The organism is Chryseobacterium sp. G0162, from assembly GCF_003815715.1.
In the GTDB taxonomy this organism is placed as follows: Bacteria; Bacteroidota; Bacteroidia; order Flavobacteriales; family Weeksellaceae; genus Chryseobacterium.
In genome coordinates this window covers 759,839-784,088 of record NZ_CP033922.1, presented here as the reverse complement: position 1 = coordinate 784,088, position 24,250 = coordinate 759,839, and the positions used below count along the sequence as shown (strand labels likewise).

23 protein-coding genes are annotated in these 24,250 nt (G+C 35.2%); 13 read left to right on the top strand and 10 right to left on the bottom strand.

Annotated features, from left to right (window positions below; genetic code table 11):
• The first annotated feature begins 15 nt into the window (after positions 1-15).
• On the top strand, positions 16-924 hold the full coding sequence (locus EG344_RS03720) for an AEC family transporter (RefSeq protein ID WP_123908373.1): 909 nt from the start codon (positions 16-18) through the stop codon (positions 922-924).
• 13 nt (positions 925-937) lie between these two features.
• On the opposite strand, the gene EG344_RS03715 is transcribed toward EG344_RS03720, so the two are convergent.
• Positions 938-1,687: a sulfite exporter TauE/SafE family protein gene (locus EG344_RS03715; protein ID WP_123908371.1), complete on the bottom strand. Its 750-nt coding sequence runs from the start codon at positions 1,685-1,687 to the stop codon at positions 938-940.
• 102 nt (positions 1,688-1,789) lie between these two features.
• On the opposite strand from EG344_RS03715, the gene priA reads away from it, so the two are divergent.
• The 3 genes from priA to EG344_RS03700 all read left to right on the top strand — a co-directional run bounded on the left by priA (position 1,790) and on the right by EG344_RS03700 (position 7,885).
• Entirely contained in the window at positions 1,790-4,237 is a 2,448-nt protein-coding gene (gene priA, locus EG344_RS03710) for a primosomal protein N' (protein WP_123908370.1), read from the top strand.
• Positions 4,238-4,399: 162 nt separating this feature from the next.
• On the top strand, positions 4,400-5,869 hold the full coding sequence (gene dacB, locus EG344_RS03705) for a D-alanyl-D-alanine carboxypeptidase/D-alanyl-D-alanine-endopeptidase (protein WP_123908368.1): 1,470 nt from the start codon (positions 4,400-4,402) through the stop codon (positions 5,867-5,869).
• Between the two features lie 87 nt (positions 5,870-5,956).
• The gene (locus EG344_RS03700) at positions 5,957-7,885 is read left to right on the top strand and encodes a M1 family metallopeptidase (RefSeq protein WP_123908367.1); all 1,929 of its coding nucleotides are present in this window, start codon (positions 5,957-5,959) and stop codon (positions 7,883-7,885) included.
• A 28-nt stretch (positions 7,886-7,913) separates the two neighbouring features.
• On the opposite strand, the gene EG344_RS03695 is transcribed toward EG344_RS03700, so the two are convergent.
• The gene (locus EG344_RS03695; protein WP_123908365.1) at positions 7,914-8,792 is read right to left on the bottom strand and encodes a cupin-like domain-containing protein; all 879 of its coding nucleotides are present in this window, start codon (positions 8,790-8,792) and stop codon (positions 7,914-7,916) included.
• A 158-nt stretch (positions 8,793-8,950) separates the two neighbouring features.
• On the opposite strand from EG344_RS03695, the gene kbl reads away from it, so the two are divergent.
• From kbl to gldG, 4 genes are all read left to right on the top strand, one after another.
• Positions 8,951-10,147, top strand: coding sequence for a glycine C-acetyltransferase (kbl, locus tag EG344_RS03690; protein WP_123908363.1), 1,197 nt, complete (start codon positions 8,951-8,953; stop codon positions 10,145-10,147).
• A 193-nt stretch (positions 10,148-10,340) separates the two neighbouring features.
• Positions 10,341-10,892 carry a CopD family protein gene (locus EG344_RS03685; protein WP_123908361.1) on the top strand — a complete coding sequence of 184 codons (552 nt, stop codon included), beginning with the start codon at positions 10,341-10,343 and terminating at the stop codon, positions 10,890-10,892.
• Positions 10,893-10,956: 64 nt separating this feature from the next.
• Entirely contained in the window at positions 10,957-11,685 is a 729-nt protein-coding gene (locus EG344_RS03680) for an ABC transporter permease (protein WP_123860017.1), read from the top strand.
• A 3-nt stretch (positions 11,686-11,688) separates the two neighbouring features.
• Complete coding sequence (gldG, locus tag EG344_RS03675) at positions 11,689-13,359, top strand: gliding motility-associated ABC transporter substrate-binding protein GldG (RefSeq protein WP_123860019.1); 1,671 nt, start codon at positions 11,689-11,691, stop codon at positions 13,357-13,359.
• A 44-nt stretch (positions 13,360-13,403) separates the two neighbouring features.
• Here gldG and EG344_RS03670 read toward each other — a convergent pair whose 3' ends face one another.
• The 3 genes from EG344_RS03670 to EG344_RS03660 form a co-directional block, all read right to left on the bottom strand.
• Positions 13,404-13,700, bottom strand: coding sequence for a hypothetical protein (locus EG344_RS03670; RefSeq protein WP_123908359.1), 297 nt, complete (start codon positions 13,698-13,700; stop codon positions 13,404-13,406).
• A 1-nt stretch (position 13,701) separates the two neighbouring features.
• A complete protein-coding gene (locus tag EG344_RS03665) occupies positions 13,702-14,895 on the bottom strand; it encodes a serine hydrolase domain-containing protein (RefSeq protein WP_228412850.1) in 1,194 nt (397 codons plus the stop codon).
• A 129-nt stretch (positions 14,896-15,024) separates the two neighbouring features.
• Positions 15,025-15,879, bottom strand: coding sequence for a hypothetical protein (locus EG344_RS03660; protein ID WP_123860025.1), 855 nt, complete (start codon positions 15,877-15,879; stop codon positions 15,025-15,027).
• A gap of 320 nt (positions 15,880-16,199) precedes the next feature.
• On the opposite strand from EG344_RS03660, the gene EG344_RS03655 reads away from it, so the two are divergent.
• The gene (locus EG344_RS03655; protein ID WP_123860027.1) at positions 16,200-17,597 is read left to right on the top strand and encodes a phosphatidylinositol-specific phospholipase C; all 1,398 of its coding nucleotides are present in this window, start codon (positions 16,200-16,202) and stop codon (positions 17,595-17,597) included.
• A 129-nt stretch (positions 17,598-17,726) separates the two neighbouring features.
• On the opposite strand, the gene EG344_RS03650 is transcribed toward EG344_RS03655, so the two are convergent.
• From EG344_RS03650 to EG344_RS03635, 4 genes are all read right to left on the bottom strand, one after another.
• Positions 17,727-18,485, bottom strand: coding sequence for a T9SS type A sorting domain-containing protein (locus tag EG344_RS03650; protein ID WP_123908355.1), 759 nt, complete (start codon positions 18,483-18,485; stop codon positions 17,727-17,729).
• A gap of 244 nt (positions 18,486-18,729) precedes the next feature.
• On the bottom strand, positions 18,730-19,548 hold the full coding sequence (locus EG344_RS03645) for a DUF2314 domain-containing protein (RefSeq protein WP_123908353.1): 819 nt from the start codon (positions 19,546-19,548) through the stop codon (positions 18,730-18,732).
• Between the two features lie 37 nt (positions 19,549-19,585).
• Complete coding sequence (locus tag EG344_RS03640; protein WP_123860033.1) at positions 19,586-20,224, bottom strand: hypothetical protein; 639 nt, start codon at positions 20,222-20,224, stop codon at positions 19,586-19,588.
• A 108-nt stretch (positions 20,225-20,332) separates the two neighbouring features.
• Positions 20,333-20,761 (bottom strand): DUF4268 domain-containing protein, encoded by a 429-nt coding sequence (locus EG344_RS03635; RefSeq protein ID WP_123860035.1) that lies wholly within the window; start codon positions 20,759-20,761, stop codon positions 20,333-20,335.
• Positions 20,762-20,901: 140 nt separating this feature from the next.
• Here EG344_RS03635 and EG344_RS03630 point away from each other — a divergent pair, with 140 nt between their 5' ends.
• The 4 genes from EG344_RS03630 to EG344_RS03620 all read left to right on the top strand — a co-directional run bounded on the left by EG344_RS03630 (position 20,902) and on the right by EG344_RS03620 (position 22,790).
• The gene (locus EG344_RS03630; protein ID WP_109712849.1) at positions 20,902-21,309 is read left to right on the top strand and encodes an RrF2 family transcriptional regulator; all 408 of its coding nucleotides are present in this window, start codon (positions 20,902-20,904) and stop codon (positions 21,307-21,309) included.
• Between the two features lie 88 nt (positions 21,310-21,397).
• Positions 21,398-21,529, top strand: a complete 132-nt coding sequence (locus tag EG344_RS24365) for a hypothetical protein (RefSeq protein ID WP_262697739.1) — start codon at positions 21,398-21,400, stop codon at positions 21,527-21,529.
• On the top strand, positions 21,523-22,410 hold the full coding sequence (locus tag EG344_RS03625; protein ID WP_123908351.1) for a sulfite exporter TauE/SafE family protein: 888 nt from the start codon (positions 21,523-21,525) through the stop codon (positions 22,408-22,410). The genes EG344_RS24365 and EG344_RS03625 overlap by 7 nt, the downstream gene beginning before the upstream one ends.
• Before the next feature lie 89 nt (positions 22,411-22,499).
• Complete coding sequence (locus EG344_RS03620) at positions 22,500-22,790, top strand: putative quinol monooxygenase (RefSeq protein ID WP_089733115.1); 291 nt, start codon at positions 22,500-22,502, stop codon at positions 22,788-22,790.
• Between the two features lie 76 nt (positions 22,791-22,866).
• On the opposite strand, the gene EG344_RS03615 is transcribed toward EG344_RS03620, so the two are convergent.
• Positions 22,867-24,159, bottom strand: a complete 1,293-nt coding sequence (locus tag EG344_RS03615; RefSeq protein WP_123908349.1) for a T9SS type A sorting domain-containing protein — start codon at positions 24,157-24,159, stop codon at positions 22,867-22,869.
• Positions 24,160-24,250 lie beyond the last annotated feature (91 nt).

Sequence of the window (24,250 nt, the reverse complement as noted above, 5' to 3'; positions counted from 1 at the left end):
TATTTCTTTATAGTTATGGTAAATTTTGTTCTGATTGCAGTGTGCATTATTGCAGGAATGATATTCAAAGCAACAAAATCTATCCACCCGGATGCCCACAAGGGGATCAATACCTGGATTCTTTATCTTGCTCTACCGGCAGTTTCATTCAAATACCTGCCGAAAGTACAATGGACAACGGAAATGCTTTTTCCGATTGCAGCCACTTTCTTAGTGTCTGTATTTTGTTTCTTTTATGTAATGTTTTACAGTAAAAGTAGAGGATATTCAAGGCGGTCAAGAAGCACGTTGGAGTTGGCCAGCGGTTATAGCAATACTTCTTTTATCGGATTTCCTTTGATCAGTGCTTTTTATGGGGAAGGTCTTTTGAGTATCGCGATTATTTGCGACCAAACGATGTTTTTTGCCCTTTCAACGTTGGGAATTATTGCAGCTGTGAAAGGAGGAAGTAAGTCCGGAAGAGTAAACGCCGTATTTATTCTGAAGCGTCTGATTACATTTCCACCATTAATAGGCTGTATTTCAGCATTGGTATTATCTCAATTTATAGATTTAACTGTTGCAGAACCTCTTTTTGATAAATTAGCCGCTACTGTAAGCCCGTTAGCTCTGTTCTCAGTTGGATTACAATTGAAATTTAATGGCTGGAAAAAGCTTATTCCTCAGATGTCAGCTTCCATGTTATATAAATTAATTCTGGCACCTGCAATTGTATTGGGAATGGCTTTATTGTTAGGAATAAAAGGAGATGTCGCAAAAATTACCATATTCGAAGCAGCCATGCCAACATTAGTGACTTCAAGTATCATTGCAGAACAGTTCAGGCTGAATACAAAGCTAACCAACCTGATTATCGGAGTCAGTATTATTGTAGGGTTTTTTACCTCTGCAATGTGGTATGAGATAATAGATATTATATTCTAAATATAGGTTTCTACTAAGAAAAAGTTTTAATAAAGAAAACGAAGGTAATCAGAAAATTGAAGAATATAATTCCGGTTCTTAACTTTACCGGATCAAGTTTTTTGGTGAAATGAGCACCAAAATAACCGCCTAAAATTGTAGCAACCATCATGGTACAGGTTTCCGGCCAATATATTTTACCCGCTGAAATAAATAAAATAACTGCTGCAGCATTAGCTATTCCTGTAAAAAGTGTTTTATTAGCATTGATGATTTTGATGTCTGATAAGCCGAATAATGCCCATACAGCCATCATCATAATTCCTACTGCACCACCAAAATAACCGCCATATATTCCTAAAATAAACTGAGCACCTAAAACTAATCCGGAACCAATCTTAATTCTTTTTCTAAGCCAGTTACCGGCTTGTTTTCCAAATGCAAATGCGAGAGAACCTAATAAAAGAAGCCATGGAACTATTAGCTTAAAATCTGCTGATGGAGTATATAAAAGAAGAAAGCCTCCTGCACATCCCCCCAAAAGAGTAAAAATAATCATTGTCGTTATTGAAATATTGGGAAAAGGCTGAATATACTCTTTGAACTTCCAGGCACTGGCTAAACTACCAGGAAATAATGCTACAGTACTGGATGCATTAGCCTGAATCGGAGGAACGCCTGCATAGATAAAAGCTGGAAAAGTAATGAATGATCCACCACCAGCTGCCGCATTCAAAGCACCAGCTATAAGTCCTATCAAAAATAATAAAATGTAATTTTCCATGAAAAAAATGGTGAATAAAGATAATACAAAATAGGCGTAATCATTAACAAAAAATTGCAGTTCTCTTCAGAAACATCTAATTTTACACTTTAAATATTTCCCTTGCAATACGCTCAAATTGTTTTACCACTTAATTTAAAAGGATCCTTCACCTATAAGGTTCCAGAAGAACTAATGCCTGAAATTCAATTAGGAATGAGGGTTCTGGTACCATTTGGAGGAAAAAAGATCTATACGGGAATTGTTTTTGAACTTCATGATAATGCTCCGGATAACTTTGTGGCGAAGGATGTCATCAGTATTTTGGATGAAAGACCTATTCTTCCGGAAGAACAAATTCGTTTCTGGAACTGGCTTTCCGATTATTATCTGTGTAACCTCGGAGAGATTTACAGGTTAGCTTTTCCATCTTCCTTAAAACTGGAGAGCGAAACGTATTTAAAATTAAAACCCGGTGTAGTTATTGACTTTGAAAACCTGGATGTCAATGAAATGTACTTGGTTCAGGCGCTGGAAGTAAGACAATTGGTCAATCTTACAGATATTGAAGCATTTATTCCCAAGAAAGAAATTATTAAAACCATCAATTCTCTGATCGATCTGCAGTATATTGAGATTGATGAGAAAATTGCCGAAAAATATAAGGCGAAAGAAGTAGCTTATGTAAGAATTAATGATAGTGTTTTAAACAATCAGAATCTTACAGAAATTCTTTTAAAGCTGAATAAGGCTCCTAAGCAAAAAGATCTGTTCCTTTTAATTTTAGAAAAGCAGACTGAAAACCCTGATCTTCATATTAAAAAAGCCGAATTGTTTGAAGACGGCTATTTTGGAAGCTCTCATTTCAAGGCATTGGCAGACAAAGGTCTTGTGGAGGAATATTATATGCAGAAAGACAGGATTGAAAGTTATGAAGGCGAAATTGAAGAGATAGAAGAACTTTCCGAAGAGCAGAAAATAGCAAAATCTGAGATCGATGAAGCTTTTGAAGAAGGAAAAAATGTGCTGCTTCATGGCGTAACATCGTCAGGAAAAACGCATATTTATTTAGAGAAAATTGAAGAATGTATCAGAGAAGGGAAAAACGTTCTCTTTTTACTTCCTGAAATTTCTCTGACTAAACAGATTACCCAAAGACTTGAAAAAAAATATGGCAGGCAGTTAGGATTTTACCATCAGAAACTGACAGATTTCGAAAGGGTAGAGGTGTGGAGAAGAATTAAACAGAATGATATCCGTATTCTTGTGGGAACCAGAAATGCTTTGTTTTTACCTTATCAGGATCTGGGATTGATTGTAGTAGATGAAGAACACGATTCTGCTTATAAACCAAGGGAAGTTACGCCCTATTTTAATGCTAAAGATGCTGCACTGGTTTTGGGTGGTTTGTATAAAGCCGGAGTTATTCTGGGCTCTGCAACCCCTTCTGTTGAAAGTTATTACAGAGCCAGAAAAGATAAAATGAAATACATTTTCCTGAATGAAAGGTTCGGGAATGTGAATCTGCCTGAATATGAACTGATTAATTTCAAAGAAGCTCAGGAATCTAAAAACGTATCTGGAAATTTTTCTACAAGGCTTATTGACGCCATTAAGCACACAATTGATGAAAAGAACCAGGCTATCGTTCTTCACAACAGACGTGGATATGCCAATGTTATAGAGTGTGAAACCTGTGGTTATGTTAATTATTGCTCCAATTGTGATGTGGTAATGACGTATCATAAGGCGGCCAATGAAATGAAATGTCATTATTGTGGTCAAAGAGCTTCAAAGCCTAGAACCTGCCCGAAATGTAACTCGGAAAACCTGAATGAAAGAGGAGTAGGAGTAGAGCAGATTCACGAAGAAGTATCCAAACTGTTTCCTGAAAATGAGGTGGACAGGATGGATGTAGATTCTATGCGTAAGAAGTTTGCCTATGAAAAGCTGTATGAGAAAATTGAAGATGGAGAAACCGATATTGTAGTAGGAACACAGATGATTTCCAAAGGTCTCGATTTTGACCATATAGAATTGGTAGCTATTCCTAAAGCTGATTCCTTATTATATGTACAGGATTTCCGGGCAGAAGAAAGGGCCTATCAGTTAATTACACAGGTTTCCGGAAGAGCGGGAAGAGTTTCAGGGAAAGGTAAAATCCTGATTCAAACTTATAATCCTGATCATTCCGTATTTCAGCTGATTAAAATGAATAATCCGGCGAAAATCTATAAGTATATTCTTACCGAACGTCAGAAATTCCACTATCCGCCGTTTACCAAACTGATTATGATCGAACTGAAACACAGGAGAGATGATAAGGTAGACCGTGCCTCTCAGTTTCTAGGTTCTATTCTGAGAAAATATCTTCCTGAAGAATGTATTTTGGGACCGGAAAGAGCTCAGATTGCCAGGTTAAATAATTTATATCAGTTCCAGATTTTACTGAAGTTACCCCGTGGGAAAAACTATGAAAAGTTTAAAAACATGGTTTTGATAAGTTTGAAAGAATTCGATGAAATTACTGCTTATCAAAGCATTAAAAAGGATGTTTTTGTTGATTTTTAACAATTTTTAACAAACTTTACACTCTTTTATAAGACCTCTGTGGTCCGTTGTATAACAATAATTTCTACTTTTGGACGTTGATTAAGTGTTTGGCTTTTTTATTGAATGATTTAACTTATCATTTTCTACAGGCTCAAACTATAGAAAACAAAAAAAGGATAGATGGTAAATTTCAGAAAATATATTTCAAGTGCAGCGGTGTTGGCTTCCGGTTTCTTCCTGGCTCAATCTACCGTTTCTACTGTTCTTTACTCTCAGAATTACGACAATCAGAAAAACAGCTTAAACCTTCCGTCGCCTGTAAGTTCGATGGTGGAGAAAAGTGTTTTGTCGGCTAAAGAACTTGTAGACATTAATGTAAACACAATGATGGCGGATCCTGTGCTGAAAAATGCAACCTGGGGATTCGTAGTGTATGACCCGAAAACGAAGAAGGTCATTTCTTCGTACAACGAAAGCTCGCCGTTAGTCCCAGCTTCCACAACAAAATTACTGACTACTGAAACAGCATTGAATCTCCTAGGGGAAAACTATCGTTGGATGACTCAGTTGGAGTATTCAGGAACTGTAGATGAAAACGGAACGTTAAACGGAAATTTGTATGTAGTAGGAAGTGGAGATCCATCTCTGGGAACAAACAAAGCAGGAGCAGGATCTTATAGAGACATTATTTCAGATTTCATAGGTGGACTTTCGCGTGAGGGAATCCAAAAGGTAAATGGTGATATTATCATTCAGACAGCGCTTTTCAAAGGCAATATTGCAATGCTTCCGGAAAATGTTGTATGGTTGGAAAATAATAATTATTATCTGCCTGCAGGAACCACACATGCCATTAATCCGGCTAATGAAAAACTCATCGTAAAGAAATCCGGTTTTTCTACAGAAAAGAAATTTTTCTACGTTTCACCTTATGCTCATCAGATGGTATATGCTGAAAAATATGATGGAGATGGAATTTTAACAACAAAACTTCCAGATGCACCAGCATATCTGGCAAATTCTTTCAGAACTACCTTGGTGAAAAGCGGAATTCCTGTTACCGGAAAAGTATCTGCAAAGATGACGGACCCAACTCCGGAAAACAGAAAAATGATTTCTGCTTACAAATCTCCAACATTGGGTGATATTGTATATTATACGAATCAGCATAGTGATAATTCATTGGCAGAAGCGTTATTGAGAACAGTAGGTTTTCAGAAATTAGGAGATCAGACTTCAGAATCAGGAAGAATTGTAGTGACAGATCACTTAAAGGATGCTGGTTTTGACATGTTGGGTCTAAATTATATAGATGGAAGCGGACTTTCAAGAAGCAATAATGTGACTCCCATTTCTCAGGTGAAGTTTTTGACTTCTTTAATGGATGAAAAATATTACAGATCTTACTTAACATCTTTACCTATCGGTGGACAATCCGGAACCTTGAAAAGAATGTTCCTTGGAACGGGGAACGGACAGGTTTTTGCAAAAACAGGAACTTTAAATAAAGTGAAAACACTGGCTGGTTACCTGAAGACCAATTCTGGTAAAACCTTAGTTTTCTCTTTAATGGTGAACAATTATTCAGGATCAGTAGATATGGTGAAGAAAAGAATGGAAAAGATTCTTGAACCGGCTCTGGATCTTTAGAACCCGTTTATTTTATATATTATAAGAACCTTTTAATCAATGATTAAGAGGTTTTTTTTATATTTGAATATTACAATATTTCTGCATATGAGAAAATTTTACCTGCTGATGTTGAGCTTTTTGATGGTTCAGCAGCTTTATAGTCAAAAAGAGATTCATACTATTGAAATGAAAGGATTGGTAGAACAGGAAATGAAATCTTTTACCAAAAAAATGGGAATCGGAAGTGTGAATCCCAATACTCTGAATTATGATTTACAATACCAGAGAATGGATGTGAGTGTTGATCCTGCTGTTCATTATATTTCCGGATCTGTGACCTCGCATTTTAAGCCTAATCAGAGTATGGCGAGTATTTATTTTGATCTTACCAATCTTCTGTCGGTTTCTCAGGTACAATACCATGGCAGCAATATTCCGTTTCAGCAGCTTTCTACCCAGGAGATTAAAATTGATTTTCCGGCTTCTATTCCGGCAAATACCTTAGATTCACTGACAATACATTATTCCGGTTCCCCGGCAAATAATACGGTCAGAATTGGAACTCAGGGATCTAATATACCTGTCTTTTCTACTTTAAATGAACCGTATGGTGCACAGGACTGGTTTCCTACTAAACAAAGCTTAAATGATAAGATCGAAAGATTTGATTTTAAAGTGACTACGCCATCACAATATAGTGTAGCTGCCAACGGAAAATTAATGTCTGAAATCATTTCTACAACAACCGGGAAGAAGCTGACTTTTTGGAGAACGATGTATCCTACTGCTGCTTATCTTATAGCACTATCTATCACAAATTTTGCTAAAACGAATAGCACCATCGGAAACCCTCCATTTCCATTTGTCAATTATATTTACCCATCAACAGCCGGAGATCCTGTAAAAGTATCCAATATTGAATGGACAAAACAGATAATGGATATTTTTGAAACGTATTTTGGATCTTATCCTTTCCGTAATGAAAAATATGGGCATATGGAATATCTTAATGGCGGCGGAATGGAACATCAGACCATGTCTTCCATGAGTGGTTGGACTAAGTCTCTTATTGCCCATGAACTCGCTCATCAATGGTTTGGAGATAAAGTGACTTGTGGAATATGGAATGATATATGGCTGAATGAAGGTTTTGCAACTTTTGGAGAACATGTTGCCAATGAAAAACTGATTATGACCCATGATGAGTTTATGAATTATCTTGTTAATCAAACAGCTTTAATTACCAATAATGTGGGGGGAACTACTTATGTTCCTGATACCGGACTTAATGATATCTACAGAATTTTTGATAGTAGGCTAACCTATGCGAAAGGGGGGTATGCTTTAAGAATGATAAAATGGATCTTAGGTGATGATATTTTCTATCAGGCACTTAAAGATTATCACGGAAGACCTGCTTTGGCTTACAACTATGTGAGAACTGCAGACTTTAATGCATCTTTACTTCAGTCTACCGGAAAAGATTTTACAGAATTTTTTAATGACTGGATCTATGGAGAAGGGTATCCAACTTATGCGATAAAGTGGAAGCAAACGGGTAATCAGATTACATTGAATGTTTCTCAGACACAAAGCAGCCCTACAGTAAGCTTTTTCGAAATGCCTCTGCCTGTAAAAGTTACCGGAACAGGTGGACAGACTGCTGATTTAGTATTGAATAATACTTTCAATAACCAATATTTTGCTGAAAATATATCGTTTCCTATAGCAAGTGTTCAGTTTAATGCTGAACATCAGATTCTGGAAAAGAATTCTACTGTCGTCCAGGATAATACATTAAGTGTATCTTCTGTAGAAAAGGATAGCTTTGGTTTATATCCTAATCCAGCAAAAAATGAACTTTATATAAAGGGAATAGATAAAGCAACCGAGTTTTCTATTCATGCTATAGATGGAAAATTAGTAAGAAAAGCTATTTATCAACCAGGAAAAGCTATACAGATCGGAGAACTGGTTCCGGGAGCCTATGTTATTACAGTGAATGAAAAACATATCAAATTCATTAAGCATTAAGGAGACGCTACAGAATATAAAAAAGCTTTCATATCAGAAAGCTTTTTTGTTTTTTAAAAGCTTTTGTGCCCCTTTTCTTTGCTGCTTTTACTTTGTACCTGAACCATTTTTCTTTAAAGATATTTCGCATAATATTATCAAAATTTCTTGTGATGACCAGGTTTTTAAACCCACGCCACTTTTCAAGAAGGCTTGATGGCAGCGCTCTGACTGATACGGAATATCCTCCGGTTTCATATTGTATATAATGCCACCATCCGGACGGAATATAAAGGGTTTCCCCTGGATGAAGGATGGCTTCATACCCATTTAAATAAAGTAAGGCTGGATACTGCCGGTAATCTGGTGTCTTTATATTAGGCAAACTATGGAAATTATAAGGTAATTTATACATCAGATCAGATTGTTCCCAAGGAAATAGCCAGATTCTTTTAATTCCCTCAAACTGCGTGATAAAAACATGGGACATGTCAATGTCAATATGATTCCGGGTAGCAGAACCCTGGCCTCCGAAGAACATAAAAGGTAACCATTTTAATATTTTACCATTGGTAACATCATTATAGATGATATCATTTTTAAGCTCCGGTTTTATGCTTAGTAAATTAAATAGAAATAATCGATGCTCAGTAGGAGTGGAGTCTATCAGGTCAAGATATTCTGAGAATGTAGTCTGTGCTATAGGCTGGCTGGCCACTCTGTCCATAGAATCCATTTCACTGCCGTAAATATCTACCTTTTGATTGCCTGCTATATCTTTGAAATATTCATAGTTCCATTTTTTGAAGGCCGGGCTTTCGGGATCTACAAAATCTTCAATAATGACAGGAACCTGAGCTTTCATGTGGTGGGTTATAAAGTTTCTTGAAACGAGTTTCTTTGTTTTCTTTACCGGAATCAATTGCATATTCAGAAATTTTAAACAAATATAAATATTATCCTACTAAATTAGTAGACTAATAATGTTAAAAATGAAACTAAAGATCAAATTTTAGAATTAAGGGGATAAAAGGTTTTATTTTACTGCCTTTTTAGTAAATTAGCACATCTAAAAAATTACTAAAAATGATTTCTGAAAAATACCTTCAACATTTACAGAACGAACTTCAAAATATTGAGAATGACGGACTTTTTAAAAGAGAAAGAATCATTACTTCTCAACAAAGTGCAGAAATTGAAGCCAACGGAAAAAAGCTTTTGAACTTTTGTGCCAATAATTATCTTGGATTATCCAACAATCCGGAGGTCATGAAAGCTTCCCAGGATATGATCCAGTCTCATGGTTACGGAATGTCATCTGTACGTTTCATCTGTGGAACTCAGGATATTCACAAAGATTTAGAGAAAAAGATTGCTGATTTCTTAGGACTTGAAGATACCATTCTTTATGCTGCCGCTTTTGATGCAAATGGTGGTGTTTTTGAACCTTTATTTACAGAAGAAGATGCTATTATTTCTGATGAACTGAACCATGCCTCAATTATTGATGGAGTACGTCTTTGTAAAGCAGCAAGATATCGTTATAAAAATAACAATATGGCTGACCTTGAAGCTCAATTAATTGCTGCTTCAGAAAAAAATCACCGTTTCAAAATTATTGTAACGGATGGTGTTTTCTCAATGGACGGAATTGTGGCAGACCTGAAAGGAGTTTGTGATCTTGCAGATAAATATGATGCTTTGGTAATGGTTGATGATTCCCACGCAACCGGATTTATCGGGAAAACAGGGAGAGGAACGCATGAAGCGAATGAAGTAATGGGTAGAGTAGATATTATTACCTCTACTTTAGGAAAGGCTTTGGGTGGCGCTTTAGGTGGATTTACTTCTGGTAAAAAGGAGATCATCGATATGCTGAGACAGCGTTCCCGTCCTTACTTATTCTCCAATTCATTAGCACCTGGAATTGTAGGAGCTGCTTTGAAAGTATTGGATATGATTTCTGATGATACTTCTCTTCGTGATAAGGTAATGGAAAATGCAGACTATTTCAGAACAGAAATGAAAGCTAAAGGATTTGATATTCCTGATGGAGATGCTGCGATTGTTCCGGTAATGTTGTATGATGCACCGCTTTCTCAGAAAATGGCTGAAAAACTAATGGACGAAGGAATCTATGTGATTGGATTCTTCTATCCGGTAGTACCAAAAGGAAAAGCAAGAATCAGAGTTCAGCTATCTGCTGCTCATACCAAAGAACATTTGGATAAAGCGATTGCCGCTTTTGAAAAAGTAGGAAAAGAATTGGGAGTGATCTCTTAATTTCTGAGTTGAATAAAATCAATGAAATATAAGCTTCGGTTCGGGGCGGCAAAGCCGCCCCGAACCGAAGCATTTTTTTATATAGATATAATTTTAAATGACTTTTGATCGGAATATTAGCTTTTCCCAATCAAAAGAAAATTATTTTTAAAAATTATAGAATAAGCTTATCTTTGCTGTTAATTTTTTCTGAATGCTTTATACAATCATCAAAGCGCTGCACATCATTTTTATGGTAAGTTATTTTGCGGGAATTTTTTATCTCGTAAGACTTTTTGTTTACTATAAGGATACCGATGAATTTCCTGAAGAAAAAAAGAAAATTCTGAGGGAGCAGTATACATTCATGGCCAGAAGGCTATGGAATATTATCACCGTGCCTGCCGGAGTCATTATGGCAGTATGCGGATTGGTTATGATCTTTTTAAATCCGGGGCTGATGAAAATGGGATGGTTTCATTTAAAGCTGACCTTCCTGATCGGGCTTGCCGTCTACCACTACTGGTGCTGGAAAAAAGTGTTGAAACTGAAAGCGTTGAACGGAAATACACTGGAAACAGCGAACATCAAGTTAAGACAGGCTAACGAAATTGCTACTTTTATTTTATTCCTGGTGGTGTTTACTGTAATCCTGAAATCGATGGCAATTGAATACTGGTGGCAATTAATTGCAGGATTTTTCGTTCTTGTATTTCTGATTATGATGACCGTAAAACTTGTTAATAAGAATAAAAAAAACAAATAATTGTTTAAGTAAAAGAATAAGTGTGTCTTACGCTTTTTTACTTTTTACATTTTACTAAAAAACTATGATTGCAATTTTAAAGAAAGAACTTTGGAGTTACTTTGGAAACTGGAGTGCATGGGTAATTATTGCCGCTTTCAGTTTAATAGGAACTCTATTTCTGTTCTTTTTCGACAACGATTCTAATATTTTTGAGATCGGGGCAGCGTCGCTGCAAAGCTATTTTGTGTTGGTTCCATGGCTTTTGATGTTCATTATTCCGGCGCTTTCCATGAAAACTTTTGCTGAAGAACAACAAACGGGAACGCTGAACTGGCTGTTTTCACAACCTTTAAAAGTTTCAGAACTGGTAACAGGAAAATTCCTGTCTGTATGGATTGTTGGGATTTTATGCCTGATTCCATCACTAGTTTACCTTTATACTGTATATGTTCTTGGAGTTCCGGAAGGTAATATTGACCTTGGAATGACCTTGGGAAGTTATATCGGGCTGATTATTTTAATCGCAGCTTTTTCAGGAATCGGAATTTTAGCTTCTTCATTATCACAGAATCAGATTATGGCTTATCTGCTAGGCGTTTTCATGTGCTTTATCATGTATTTTGGAATCGAACAGCTGGCAAGTTATAAACTTTTGGGCGGAGCAGATTTTATCCTGCAGAATATAGGCTTTTACCAGCATTTCCTGGGCTTCACAAGAGGTCTTATAGATGTAAAGGATGTTGCCTATTTTATTCTGGTCATCAGCGCGTCATTAGTATTGTCTAATCATTTTATTAACAAAAAGAAGTAGCATATGAAGAAGATCAATACTAAATCTCCGTTGGGGATTTTCTTAATTGCGATTATCCCTTTGGTTATTATTCTTACCTATTCAGGAATAAGATTTGATTTAACAAAAGAAAAAAGATATACCCTTTCTGAGAGTACCATTAAAGTACTGGAATCCGTTAAAAAACCTTTGACTGTAGAGGTTTATCTTGAAGGTGATTTCCCGGCAAGCTTTAAACAGCTTCAGGGAGAAACGAAGTTTATGCTGGAGGAATTCAGGAAAATTAATCCGAAAATTGATTTCAAGTTCATAGATCCATTGAGACCTAAAATCCCGGAAGATAGTTTGGCAGCAATGGGTATGCAGGCTTCTTTCCTGCCAGATTCTAAGGATGGAAAATTTACTCAGATTACAATTTATCCGTATGCAGTGATCAGGTATAATAAAACAGGAGTTTCTATTCCTTTGATTGTACAGCAGACAGGAATAGATGCAGATCAACAGCTTACAAGATCTATAGAAGGATTAGAATATAACCTGGTTTCAAACATCAAGAATATTGCTGCTGATAAAAGGAAAAAAGTAGGTGTTCTGATCAATCAGGACGAATTAAGTCCGGATGAGTTTCAGGGATTTATGCAGCTGGCATTGGAAAATTACGATGCAGGACCTATTATTCCTAAAAATCAAGTCGAACTTAGCCTTCAGGACCTGCCTTTATTGAAGCAGATGAGTGCTTTAGTGATTGCAAAACCTAGAAAAGCCTTTACAGATAATGAAAAGGTAATTCTTGACCAATATATCATGAATGGTGGGAAAACACTTTGGATGATTGATGCGGTAAATGCTGAAATGGATACCCTGACAAGATCTAAAAAAGTAATGCCTTTCCCGGTGGATATCAATATGACTGACTTCTTTTTCAATTACGGACTAAGAATCAATACTGCGTTGGTGAAGGATGTGAAGAAATATGCACTGCTGAAGCTGGTAACGGGAGAGGTAAGTGGAAATCCTCAGTTTACAAGCCTGCCATGGCCTTATTTCCCTCTTGGAATTGCTGAAAATAATAATCCGATTACTAAAAATATCAACCCGGTAAAATTCGAATTCCCAACTTCTATTGATACATTGGGGGGAAGAAAGAATATTAAAACAAAAGTTCTTTTCGAATCCAGTGAAAGAACATTGCTGAAACAGGTTCCGAATTATGTTGATCTGAAAGAAATTGCCACTGTAGACAGCCTCGGGCAAATGGAGAAACCAAGTACTCCAAAGATCTTTGCGGTAGCATTGGAAGGGAAATTTAACTCTGCGTATGCTTCAAGGATTGAAAGAAAATCGTATCCTGGTTTTAAAGCAGAAAGTCCTGAAAATAAAATGATCGTTATTGCAGACGGAGATATAGGACGTAATAAAGTCATTAAAGGAAAACCACTTCCATTGGGAGTAGACATGCTGACAAATGAACAGTTTGGAAATGAACAGTTCCTTAGAAATGCTTTGGATTATCTGTTGGATGACAGTAATCTGATGGAATTAAGAAACAGAAACATCGAAGAAAGACTTCTTGACAGACACAGGATAGAAGAAGAGAAAACCAATTGGCAATGGCTGAATTTATTGCTTCCATTGATGGTTATTGGCCTTATCGGAGGATTATTCTTCTGGCTGAGAAAGAAGAAATTTGGATAGAAATAATAAAAGAGAAGCTATTGAGCTTCTCTTTTTATTTATAGTTAATATAGTTTATCATTCATGATCCCAAGATCTACATTTTTTCCTTTTTCATCTCCCTTCCATCCATTCGAGATTCCATATTCAATAACTTTTCTTACCACTTCAGGAGTAATTTCCATCCGAATATTTTCATGTTCTGTTAAAGTCATATAATCGAAATGAGCAAATAATTTTTGCCCGGAATTTTCTTTGAGTGTAATAATCAAGTTAATAATATCATCATTTCCTGAAGCCAGCCAACTGTATTCAATATCATTAATTATTATATTTCTTGAAGCCTTTTTTGGAAGTCCCATTTTAATTGTTTTTCTTATTCAAATGTAACTGATATTTCTCCAACACATTCCATATTCCATAAAAAGCATCATTGCCTTTCTTGTCCGAGAAATTAGTATTGAAGATCATAATTCTACCTAAATTATTTTTAGGATCAAAAAATAGCATTGACATTACCCCAGGATCTCCACCTGTATGACCAATATAGCCTGTATAACCAAATCCCATGAATATTCCTACATTGTAAGATTCGTTGTAAGGATTTTGAGTATTTCTTTCGGTAAAATTCGTAGCAGTAAGTTGTGGTGTGAAGTATTCTTTATAGCTTTTTGGGTTCAGGATTGTACCTTTTCCATTGTATCCTTTGATTAATTCAGTTAAATATTTACTTAAATCAGAAATATTGGTGATAAATCCTCCGTCAGGATAAGTTGCTGAAAGGTAATAAGGCAGAACCGTTTTAGGATTTTCATAAAGTCTTGAGAATTTAGAAAACTGAATATCTTCGAATTTCCATCCTGAATCGTTCATTTGTAAAGGTTTCAGAATATATTCTTTGGTAAACGCACTGAATTCCTGACCGGTTGCCTGCTCAATAATAAAAGCAGCTAATGCAGTTCCCACATTAGAATATTCATAGATTTCTCCTGGTTTATGAGTGGAAAAACTATTTTCATTCCATTTTCCATGTTCTGATAACACATTTTCTAAAAAAGAACCCATTGTCAGGATAGAATCAGAAGGATTGAATACTTGCTCATCATCAAAAGTAAGCTTTGCTCCATTCAGGTTTTGTTTGGGCTTTAGAAAGTAATTTTTTGATAAATAAAATTCATTATCCAGAATAGAAGAAGTATGGGTAGCAAGTTGGCGGATAGTGATGGTTTTCTGAGGAAAATTAGGATTCACAGTTTTAAATGGTAAATACTTTTGTATCGGATCATCCAATTTCAGTTTTCCCAATTCCTGAGCTTTCAAAAGAGCGATTCCAACTAATGTTTTAGAAACAGAAGCAATATTTTGAATGGTATTGAGGGTGTAGGGTTTCTTTTCTTTTATATCTGAAAAGCCAAATCCTTTTTGATAAAGAGTGGATTGATCATTAACTATAGCCACTGAAAAACCATTAAAATTTCCTTGTTGATATATTTTGTTGATTTCCACATCTAAAGAATTTTGAACTTTATGATAAGCAGAAGTTGAATTGTTTTTCATGCCGTGACATGAAATCAAGGAAAGAGAAACTATTAAAAAGATGATAATTTTTATCATAAAATTTTAATAATAAGACATTTGAGTAATATGTTTTGTTACGGGTTATTAAGAAAATACTTCTCTACTGCATTAATATAATTCTTTTTTAAAACCTGAAAAATAATCCTTTTTTAGTTTTTCAGCATGCTTTAGTGAAGGCAGTCCTATGCTTTTTCTGTGTTTGTTTATGGTTGTAGAATCTATTTCTTTTAGAAAGGAACGTCCCATTCCATAGTAGGTACTTTTACCTAAAGAATGTTTGCCACCATCAACCATCATAGAGTAATATAGCGGCGGGCAGTCTCCTGATTTTATATATTCAAGTACCTTCTTTTCGAAATAAGGGTAAGAACTTTTAGAGTCGGCTATATGACTTAGCAATGTAAGCATAGGAAAACTGCCTATCTTCTGTTGTGAAGGGAACCCAAATTTTTCAAAGGTCCATTTGAAAAGAGCTGCATTTTTTTCTACATTTCTTCTCACCAGTGCTGTATCAAATGGTCTTCCTAGTTGGTCTCTTTTGAAGGCAACACGAAAAGAATCTATTAATTGCTGATTCAATTCTTTTTTCCAGTCTGCTATTTTCTGTATAACTTCTGTACTGTCTATATCATATTTTTTAAATAAGGGTAAGTATTTTTTATATTCATTATCGTAGGGAGATATCAAGGGAATTAATTTATATAGGCTTTTTTTTCCTCCAAAATCTTTATTGTATTTGTCCGAAAGTATAAGATAAGTGGAATATTCTTCAATTCTTTCCTGATTTTTAGGTTCGAATTCTTTAAAAAGTTCTTGATATTGCTGAATGGCCAAATTAGGATTATTAGCCATTCTGTAAATGCTGTCTATTTGATTTACTTTGTTATAATAAATAATATAGTTCTTTTTACATGAAGTTAATGTAAAAACAAAAATGACTAATATATAGAGAGAAAATTTCATATTATTAAATTAATTAAGAAAAGACTTTAACAGGTCTCTTTTAAGCTTTTATAATTGATTTTGTGGGCAGACTAAAAATATAAAATATTATTCAATTAATTCTAATAGGGTGTGAAAAATATACTGTATTAAATTGTTTATAAATAAGCAAGAAAAAGGAATAAAATGAGTTATGGTTTTTATTTATAATTAAGTAAAAATACCCGAATTCAAAACACGTATTTATACGCTATGAAAGTGCTTGTATTCCATCTAATTTTGTCTGGCAGGATAGGCTAATCTATCTGCTTTCTTCGGAAATATCACTAAATCATCATATCATGCCAACAAAACAACACAACAGATTTCTTCTCCAGATGATGGAGGGAGTGAGTAACTTAAAAATGGTCATTACAGATCATAGCGTTTCCTCTGGGCAACCTTGGGAAAATACGCCGGATATTATTCAGAAATCCGGAAATACTTGGGAAATTGACGTCCAGGCCGGAAGACACGGCACCGATACGGTGGCTCAATGGTTCAAAAGTAAGATATCAGGAGGTGATGCTATTGGATGCAGCTCTAATGATGCTTTGCCGGCTAAATTGAACTTTGCATTTACCTGCATCTTATCTTTCGATTACCAGAACAGGCATTGTGAGCTTCGTGATGTACAGATTGGGCAGGGGCACAATTCAAAATTGGAGAATAACTGGTGGATTGGGAGCCGAAATATTAAAAAGATATCGGGTACCTATATCTTAAGAACAGATGGTAATATGCATTTTAACTGTAATGTTTCAGTGTCCGGTGTGAACCAGTTTTATCTTAAGTTAAATGAGTCGGAGTGGATGAGTAAATTGGATCAAAATGTCTCACTGAAAGCTTTAAGTATCCCCGGAACACACGATTCAGGAACGTATAAAATCTCTTCTGCATCATTTGGAGCAAGGTGTCAGAACTATGACATTAGACAACAATTGGAAAATGGGATTCGTTTTCTGGATATCAGACTCGTGAATTCGTCCAATTCTTCTGATCCGCTAGATCTTTATCATGGTATTATTTCCTGTGGAGTTACTTTTGGTAATGTATTGGATGCCTGTCAGGCGTTTTTAAAGGATCATCCGTCTGAAACTATTTTAATGTCTGTAAATAATGAGAAAAGCGGCCAGGACATTTCTGATAATTTCATTCAATACCTTAAAAAATACAATACCCTTTACTTTCAGGGAAATGCCATTCCAAACTTAAATGAAACGAAAGGAAAAATTCTCTTTTTATATAGATTCGAACTTAATGCAGGAAACTCAGGAATTGATAAAAATAAAGTAGGAGTGAGGTTTGGAGCATGGCAGGATGATACGACTTTTGAAACAACGAATGCCAATGGACAGAAATTCTATATTGAGGATAATTATGAAAGTTATGATACCCACAAAAAAGTAAAATATGTACAGGAAAACCTGGAACGGGCTATGCAGAAAAATGCTAATAATGATGCTGTTCTGTATGTAAGCTTTAACAGTATTGCCTATGGCGTCTTCCATCATACTCCTTATCAATATGCGTGGGGAGGCTCAGGAGTTGATCCGGCCATGAATCCATGGCTGAAACAGTATACCCAATATTCAGGAAAGAAAAGATTGGGAATCATCCCGCTTGATTTTTATAACAACGGTGGTGGAAATCCAATTGAAAACGGGTTGGTTGATAATATTATCCAATCCAATCATTAATTTTTTTAAGCACAAAATTGGTTAAAAATACTTTACTCAAACGTTATATCTGTGGTTTTATATCATAATATGTAGATAAAAAAAGAGAAACGTTATAGTTTCTCTTTTTTGTTAATGAGTATTTTAATTTTATTCTTTGATAAACTTAGAGCTTAAATCTCCGATTTTATAAATGTAAAGACCATTAGTTAGGTTTTGTACATTCAGGGTAATAAGATCATCATGGCTGGAAAAAGTCTGGTTAATCACCAACTTTCCTGTTGTATCAAAAACTTCAACTTTACTAGCATTGTTTTGAGGATTATTGATCTTTAATGTAGTTTTCGCAGGAATAGGAAAGGCTGCTAATTTATTCTTTACCGTCATAATCTCTTTGTTCGCAAGAACCGTCGTAGGTAATGAATAAATTTCTGTTTGCTGAGTCGTCTCGTTAAGTAGTTTTATCTTGTTGGTGTTATCTATTGGATCGTGATAGATTTTGGTATATTCAACCCTGTAAGTTCCTGGGAAATCTTTGATAATGGTACCATCTTCGTCAATGATTTTTAGCTTCGAATCAGGTGTGCCACTTTTATGGAAATAGACGATAAACTCAAGTTTGTCATTCGTATTGAATATATTTTTAGAAACCTGATAATCTAAATCAGGATGAAAAATCATCCATTCATAGCCTGCTGGCATTGTGATATTAAGCGTTTTGATATAATCGTAGTTTTGTCCGTAAATTTTTATGATAGGTTGATCTATCACTTGTGTACAATACAATAACTGATTGTCATTAATGTAAACGGCAGCATCTTCGTTAGCCGGAAAAGTATGTACTAAATTTATTTGTCCAAAAGCAAATCCTGTCGCTAGTAAGGCGATCGAAAATAAAAGTTTTTTCATGGTTAAGAATTTAATGAAATATTGAAATTTATTTGTTTTGAGTGTTTATAGAATGATGGAAGTAATGGTTATGTTCTTTCACGATTTAGTTTCACAAAAATAGTAAAATAATTAGAATTAATCATGGATCAAGCAGCTTTGACGATGAAATTAAATGTATTTAGTTCTTAATAAAAAAGAGAAGCTGTAAAGTTTCTCTTTTATTTTGTCTAATATTTTTCTAAGTTTTTACTCCTAATAGTTATTAATAATTTTCCAATACTGGAATAAGATGTTCCCAATTCAGCTGTTTAGCATAATCCAGTGCGGTTTTCCCCACTTTAGATTGAACCGTTTTATCTGCCCCGGCCTCCAGTGCAGTCTGTACTGTGGTTAAGTTTCCGGCAATAGTTTCTCGGTGAAGAAGGGTCTGTCCATTGTCATCAATAAGTTTGATTTCATCCGGGTATTCCTGTAAGAATTTCGCAAAATCGTCTTTCATATTTCTGCTCATAGGATGCTCTACAAGATTTTCAGGCTCTTCTTCCTGGTTGTTTACCATAAGAATATTGTTGAAATCACCAAAATCCAGCTGCCAGGCATTGTCATGATCCTTTCTCTCTGAAGCAGACATATCTGAACGCATTTTCTGAATGGTAAAACCACCATAAGCTTTAGGAAGAGGTTCTGTAGATGATGAGAATAATTTAGAAAGACCTTTAGGCTTCTTTACATTGGGAGTAATGGCGAAAAGCCAGTCACTGATACCAGTAAGAGGAATATCAATATAATCTCCCACCTGAACATTCTTTAAGGTGTTGGGTTCATTGATCAGATATCCTGTTACACGCTCACCGTCAAATCCAATATCATTGATCCACATGTGTTCAACGATAGTTTCTCCCGTTTCGGTGGTATCTGAAAAAAGAGCTTTTACACATGATACATTAAGTCCCGGAATGATTCTTCTGTATTCCCAGGATTGTTCACGCCAAAAATATTTAAAAGTTTCCTGTGCTTTCTTGTACGCTTCAATCATTTGCGGATCATCTCCATCCGCCCAAAATATAGGATTTTCTTCCATATAATAAATTGTGGTTTGGTGTATTGTTGAAATGTTTTTAGTTCTGATAGGTTTCCTTTGGAAGTAATGCGGCCGTTTTGTAATAGGTTATATCCACGGGGAATTGTTTCTGAAGCTCATGAAATGTTTCATAATCATAATGAGCCCAGTTCTGTTCGTTATCGGGATCTGAAGTTTTATCAATAGCAAGTTCCAGTTTTCCGTCTTCCTGATAACTGCACTCTATAGCGGCATATTTTTCTCCGTTTTCATCCTTAGTATACCAGCATTTTACTGTTCTTTCAAGCTGTGGCTCATGAGTTTCATTGTCAATCACCTGTGAGCATATAAAATTTTCAGGGTCGTCAGTTTTAAAAACAGTTTTGGAGATTAGAGGTTTCTCGTCTACAGACAGTGAATATAGTTTATTGGTAGTAATGATAAATCCGTCAGCAGTTTCCTTTTTTTCGATGTCAAAAAAATCAGATTTTTCCTTTAGGTATTCCAGAACTTCATCCTCATTGTCTCCTTCATTTAAAAAATAATTGATGTTATATATACTTTCATCGTTGATGAATTCAATTTCTTTCAGTATATCGGAGTCATTTTCGTAATAATAAAGATGGTATTCATCTAGTTTGGTAGCTTTGCTTTTGGAGATGACTTCTCCAAAAATGTTTTTGTACACTTTTCTCATTTTTAATCATGTTTAGTTTCATCTATTAGTTTAAGTGGTATAGAGCAAAGATAGTTTTCTTTTTTATCTTCTTCCAAAGTGTAAAACGGTATTTATTTCGTAATTATTTTATATGTCCTTTATAAAATCCTCATATTCGTAATAAAACCTTTCGAATCCATCCATTTTTTCGACAAAGAATTCAAAAATTTCCTGCCATGTGTTTCTATTGAAGACTGAAACCCCATGTTTTTCTACCCAAATACGGCTGATGACCTTTCCATTTTCCAATGTAAAATATTCGTCTTTCTGAAAATCTCCGATAAAGTCTTTTAAAATATCTTCCAAAGACCATATCTTTTCATAATAAGCATTACGAAAAATCTCATCTTTCATTTCGATTTCAAGAGAAACCTCTGCTTTTTTGTTGTCTGCAGAGAATTTAAATGACATATCCTTGATCTTAGTATCATACAGGATCCATTTTCTTGGAAAGGATTTTCCAAAAGCTGTCCAAAATTCCTTTTTGAGTTGTTGTGCTTCTTGTTTACTGAACATAGGACAAACATAGCAATTTAATAGGAAAAAGGCAAAACTGCAATGCAACAAAACGATAAAAAATAATGCGATTAATGAGCTCTTTTGCAATTTTACCTTTTCGGTTAAACATGTTAAACAATTTTCTTATTTTTGCTGTGATGCTATCAAAAAAATCTCAATATGCGTTTAAGGCACTTTCATATCTTGTAGAAAAAAGAAATGAAGGTCCGGTTCTTATTTCCGAAATAGCGGAACACAAAAAGATACCTTTAAAGTTTTTAGAAAATATCCTGCTTGAACTGAAAAAAGCGGAGATCCTTGACAGTAAAAAAGGAAAGGGAGGAGGATACTTCTTGAGGGAAAATCCTGAAAATGTGAAATTAGCCAAAATTATCCGTCTTGTGAACGGTCCCATTGCCATGCTTCCGTGTGTAAGTCTCAACTTCTATGAAAAATGTGAAGACTGCAACGAAGATCATTGTGGCTTACATGATGTATTGATAGAGGTTAGAGATGCCTCACTGAATATTCTTGAGAAAAAAACTTTAATGGATTTGGTCGACTGACCTGATCCTTTTTTTTGAAATAATAGTCTACTTGTTTTGTAGGATAATATTTTTATTGGATATTTGCATGACTTCAAAAGAATAAATTATGATTCCAAAAGAAGATGCAGGTACTATAAACCCATTGCGGGCAGGAGATTTGCTGAACAGAACTATTGTTCCGGTAAACAATTCAGGGAGTGATAAACAAAACAAACTTACAATTTCAGAGCTATGGTGATTACAAAAAAGATTCAGATAAGGCTCAATATATTGTTAGTAACGATTGCCCTGGTATCAGCAGCCGTTTTTTCCCTATATGAGCTGGGCTATTTTGATGAGTTGCAGCAGATGTTGGCAAAAGATCATTATATTTTTTACTGGATGCTTTTGGTGGGTGTTTTTGCAGAGATTGTAGCAGGATCAATGGGGATGGGCTATGGCGTGATCTGTACCACCACACTGATGTTTCTGAACATTCCGCCTCATATTGTAAGCGCCAGTATTCATTCTGCGGAAAGCTTTACTACAGCAGCAGGAAGCACAAGTCATATTAAGCTTAAGAATGTAAGCATAAGCCTGGTGAAGAAATTAGCTGTTCCTGCGGTCATTGGAGCAATTATAGGGGCTGTTAGTCTTACTTATCTTGGAGAGTATTACGCAAAGATCACTAAAACAGTGATTGCTTTTTATACCTTATATCTTGGATTCCAAATCCTTTCCAATGCTTTTAAAGACAAACAGAGTAAAGCATTGAAAAGAAAGACTAACCTGACAAGACTTGGCGTGATTGGAGGATTTATAGACTCTTTTGCCGGTGGTGGTTGGGGGCCTTTGGTAACCGGAACACTTATTAAAAATGCTTTTACTCCAAGATTTGCAGTGGGAAGTTCTACTGTTGCGAAATTTATCCTGACCATTACAGCCGCTGTTACCTTTTTCTTTACTCTTGGAATTCAGCACTGGAATATTATCCTTGGGCTTTTAATAGGTGGAATTATTACCGCTCCTTTTTCCGCAATGCTTACTGCAAAGCTTCCGGTGAAGAAAATGTTTCTGGTCATTGGAGTTTTGGTGATTGTGATGAGTTCTATAACTATTTATAAATCAGTGTTCAGTTAAAAAATATGCTTGTGGATGTAAAAATAAATGGATCAAAAATAAATTTGATTTTGAAAATATTCTACTTTTACATCAATAAATATTAGAATATGAACTTACATATCATTGCACTTTTTAAGTTTAATGAAAATTATCTGATGGAAGCGGTAGAGCTTTTTCAAAATCTGGTGAAGGAAACAAGAAAAGAAGAAGGATGCCTACAGTACGACCTTGTTGAAGATAAAGACAATAAAGGAACATTTTTCCTGATTGAACTTTGGGAGAGTGTGGATCATCACAACAGACACAACGGTCAGGATCACCTGCTGGACTTCCGTAAAGATGCTTCCAAAATCATGGAAAGCGGGGTGGAGGTTTACAAAGGATTTAAAATATATTAATGAAAATAAAAGGCGGCTTCAGTATTCTGAAGGCCGCCTTTTTATTAGAAAAAATAGAAAGTATTTGAGTAAAATATTATTTTACGATAAGTTTTTTCGTTTCCGAAGTTCCTCCAAAGTTAATTTTTACAAGATAATTTCCTGAAGGAAGATGAGCCAGGTTCAGATCTTGTCTGTAGAACCCTGTCTGATTGGTTAATTCAGCAGCATGTACCTTTTTTCCGGTTAGGTCATATACTTCTATACTTCCTTTATTGCTTGCTTTTTCTTTAACATCAAATAGAACCGTTACTTTTTTATCCGCAGTGGTAGGGTTCGGATAGATTCCAAAAGAAGCTTTTTTACTTACCTCTGTAATTCCCAGTGATCCGGTAATCTTTTTGTATTTAAAATACATGTTTCCAGTGCTTGAACCATCACTTTGTGTGAAGTACATTCTGTAATAATCATTCCCTTTTTTGACATAATACACAACGTTATTCTTCAAAGTAGTAATCACTTTCCATGAATGCCCAATTGTAGTAATATTGGATGAAAAATTACTGGCTGCAGGAATGTTTCCATCAGCTACCTGTTGAGTTTCAGGATCTACCATGGCAACTTTCAGACCTGGGCCCTGAATGGCTCCTGCAACAGGATACATCTGAACTCCATTATAGAAGGTGAAATATTTTGTAAATACTAAGTCCCACGCATTTTTTGAAGGTTCCATATTAGGAACTTTTGCTCCGGTATCAAATGAGAAATAGTTGAAATAAGCGTCATCAGTTCCGTTAGCTAAAGTTCTTGTTTCAGTTGGTGTCCATGCAGTACCATCCCACTTGGAATATTTAAAAGTGTATCCTGAAAATGCATCTTCAATAGCAAATTTAATATAAGTTCCTGAAGCATATTTTAGAACAAAAATTGCTTTTCCATTAATATGGTGGTTCACCGGATTATAAACTCCCCATCCTGTAGAAGGAATATTGGGGTTAGGACCTGTAATAGGACCCTGTTCAAAGGCTCCCTGACTCCAGTCCGTAATTTGATCAGGGTTATAAAGTGGCTCTCCCCAAGAAGCTTCATTGTTTATATTGATATTATCCCATTCTGCTAAACTGGTTGCAGCGGTATATACTTCAATGTTCTTAGCATCATTAATTCTTGTTCCTGTTGCATAAGGAGAAACTCTATAGAATGCTACATCCCATGTAGTAGCAGATTGAGAAACGATATTTCCATCAGAAAAATTAAAGAATGAACGATTTTGATACCCACTTCCCAACGTCATATTTGCTTGTGTGTACCCTAATGCATCTGTCTGCGCTAACACAGTCTGTTGAACAGTAAGAGCAAGCAACGATGCCAATAATAGTTTTGTTCTCATAATTTATTTTTTAAATTCTTATTTAGAATGATTCAACAAAAGTATATAATTATTTTTAATCATTCTAAATAAAAACATGATTTTTATCGTG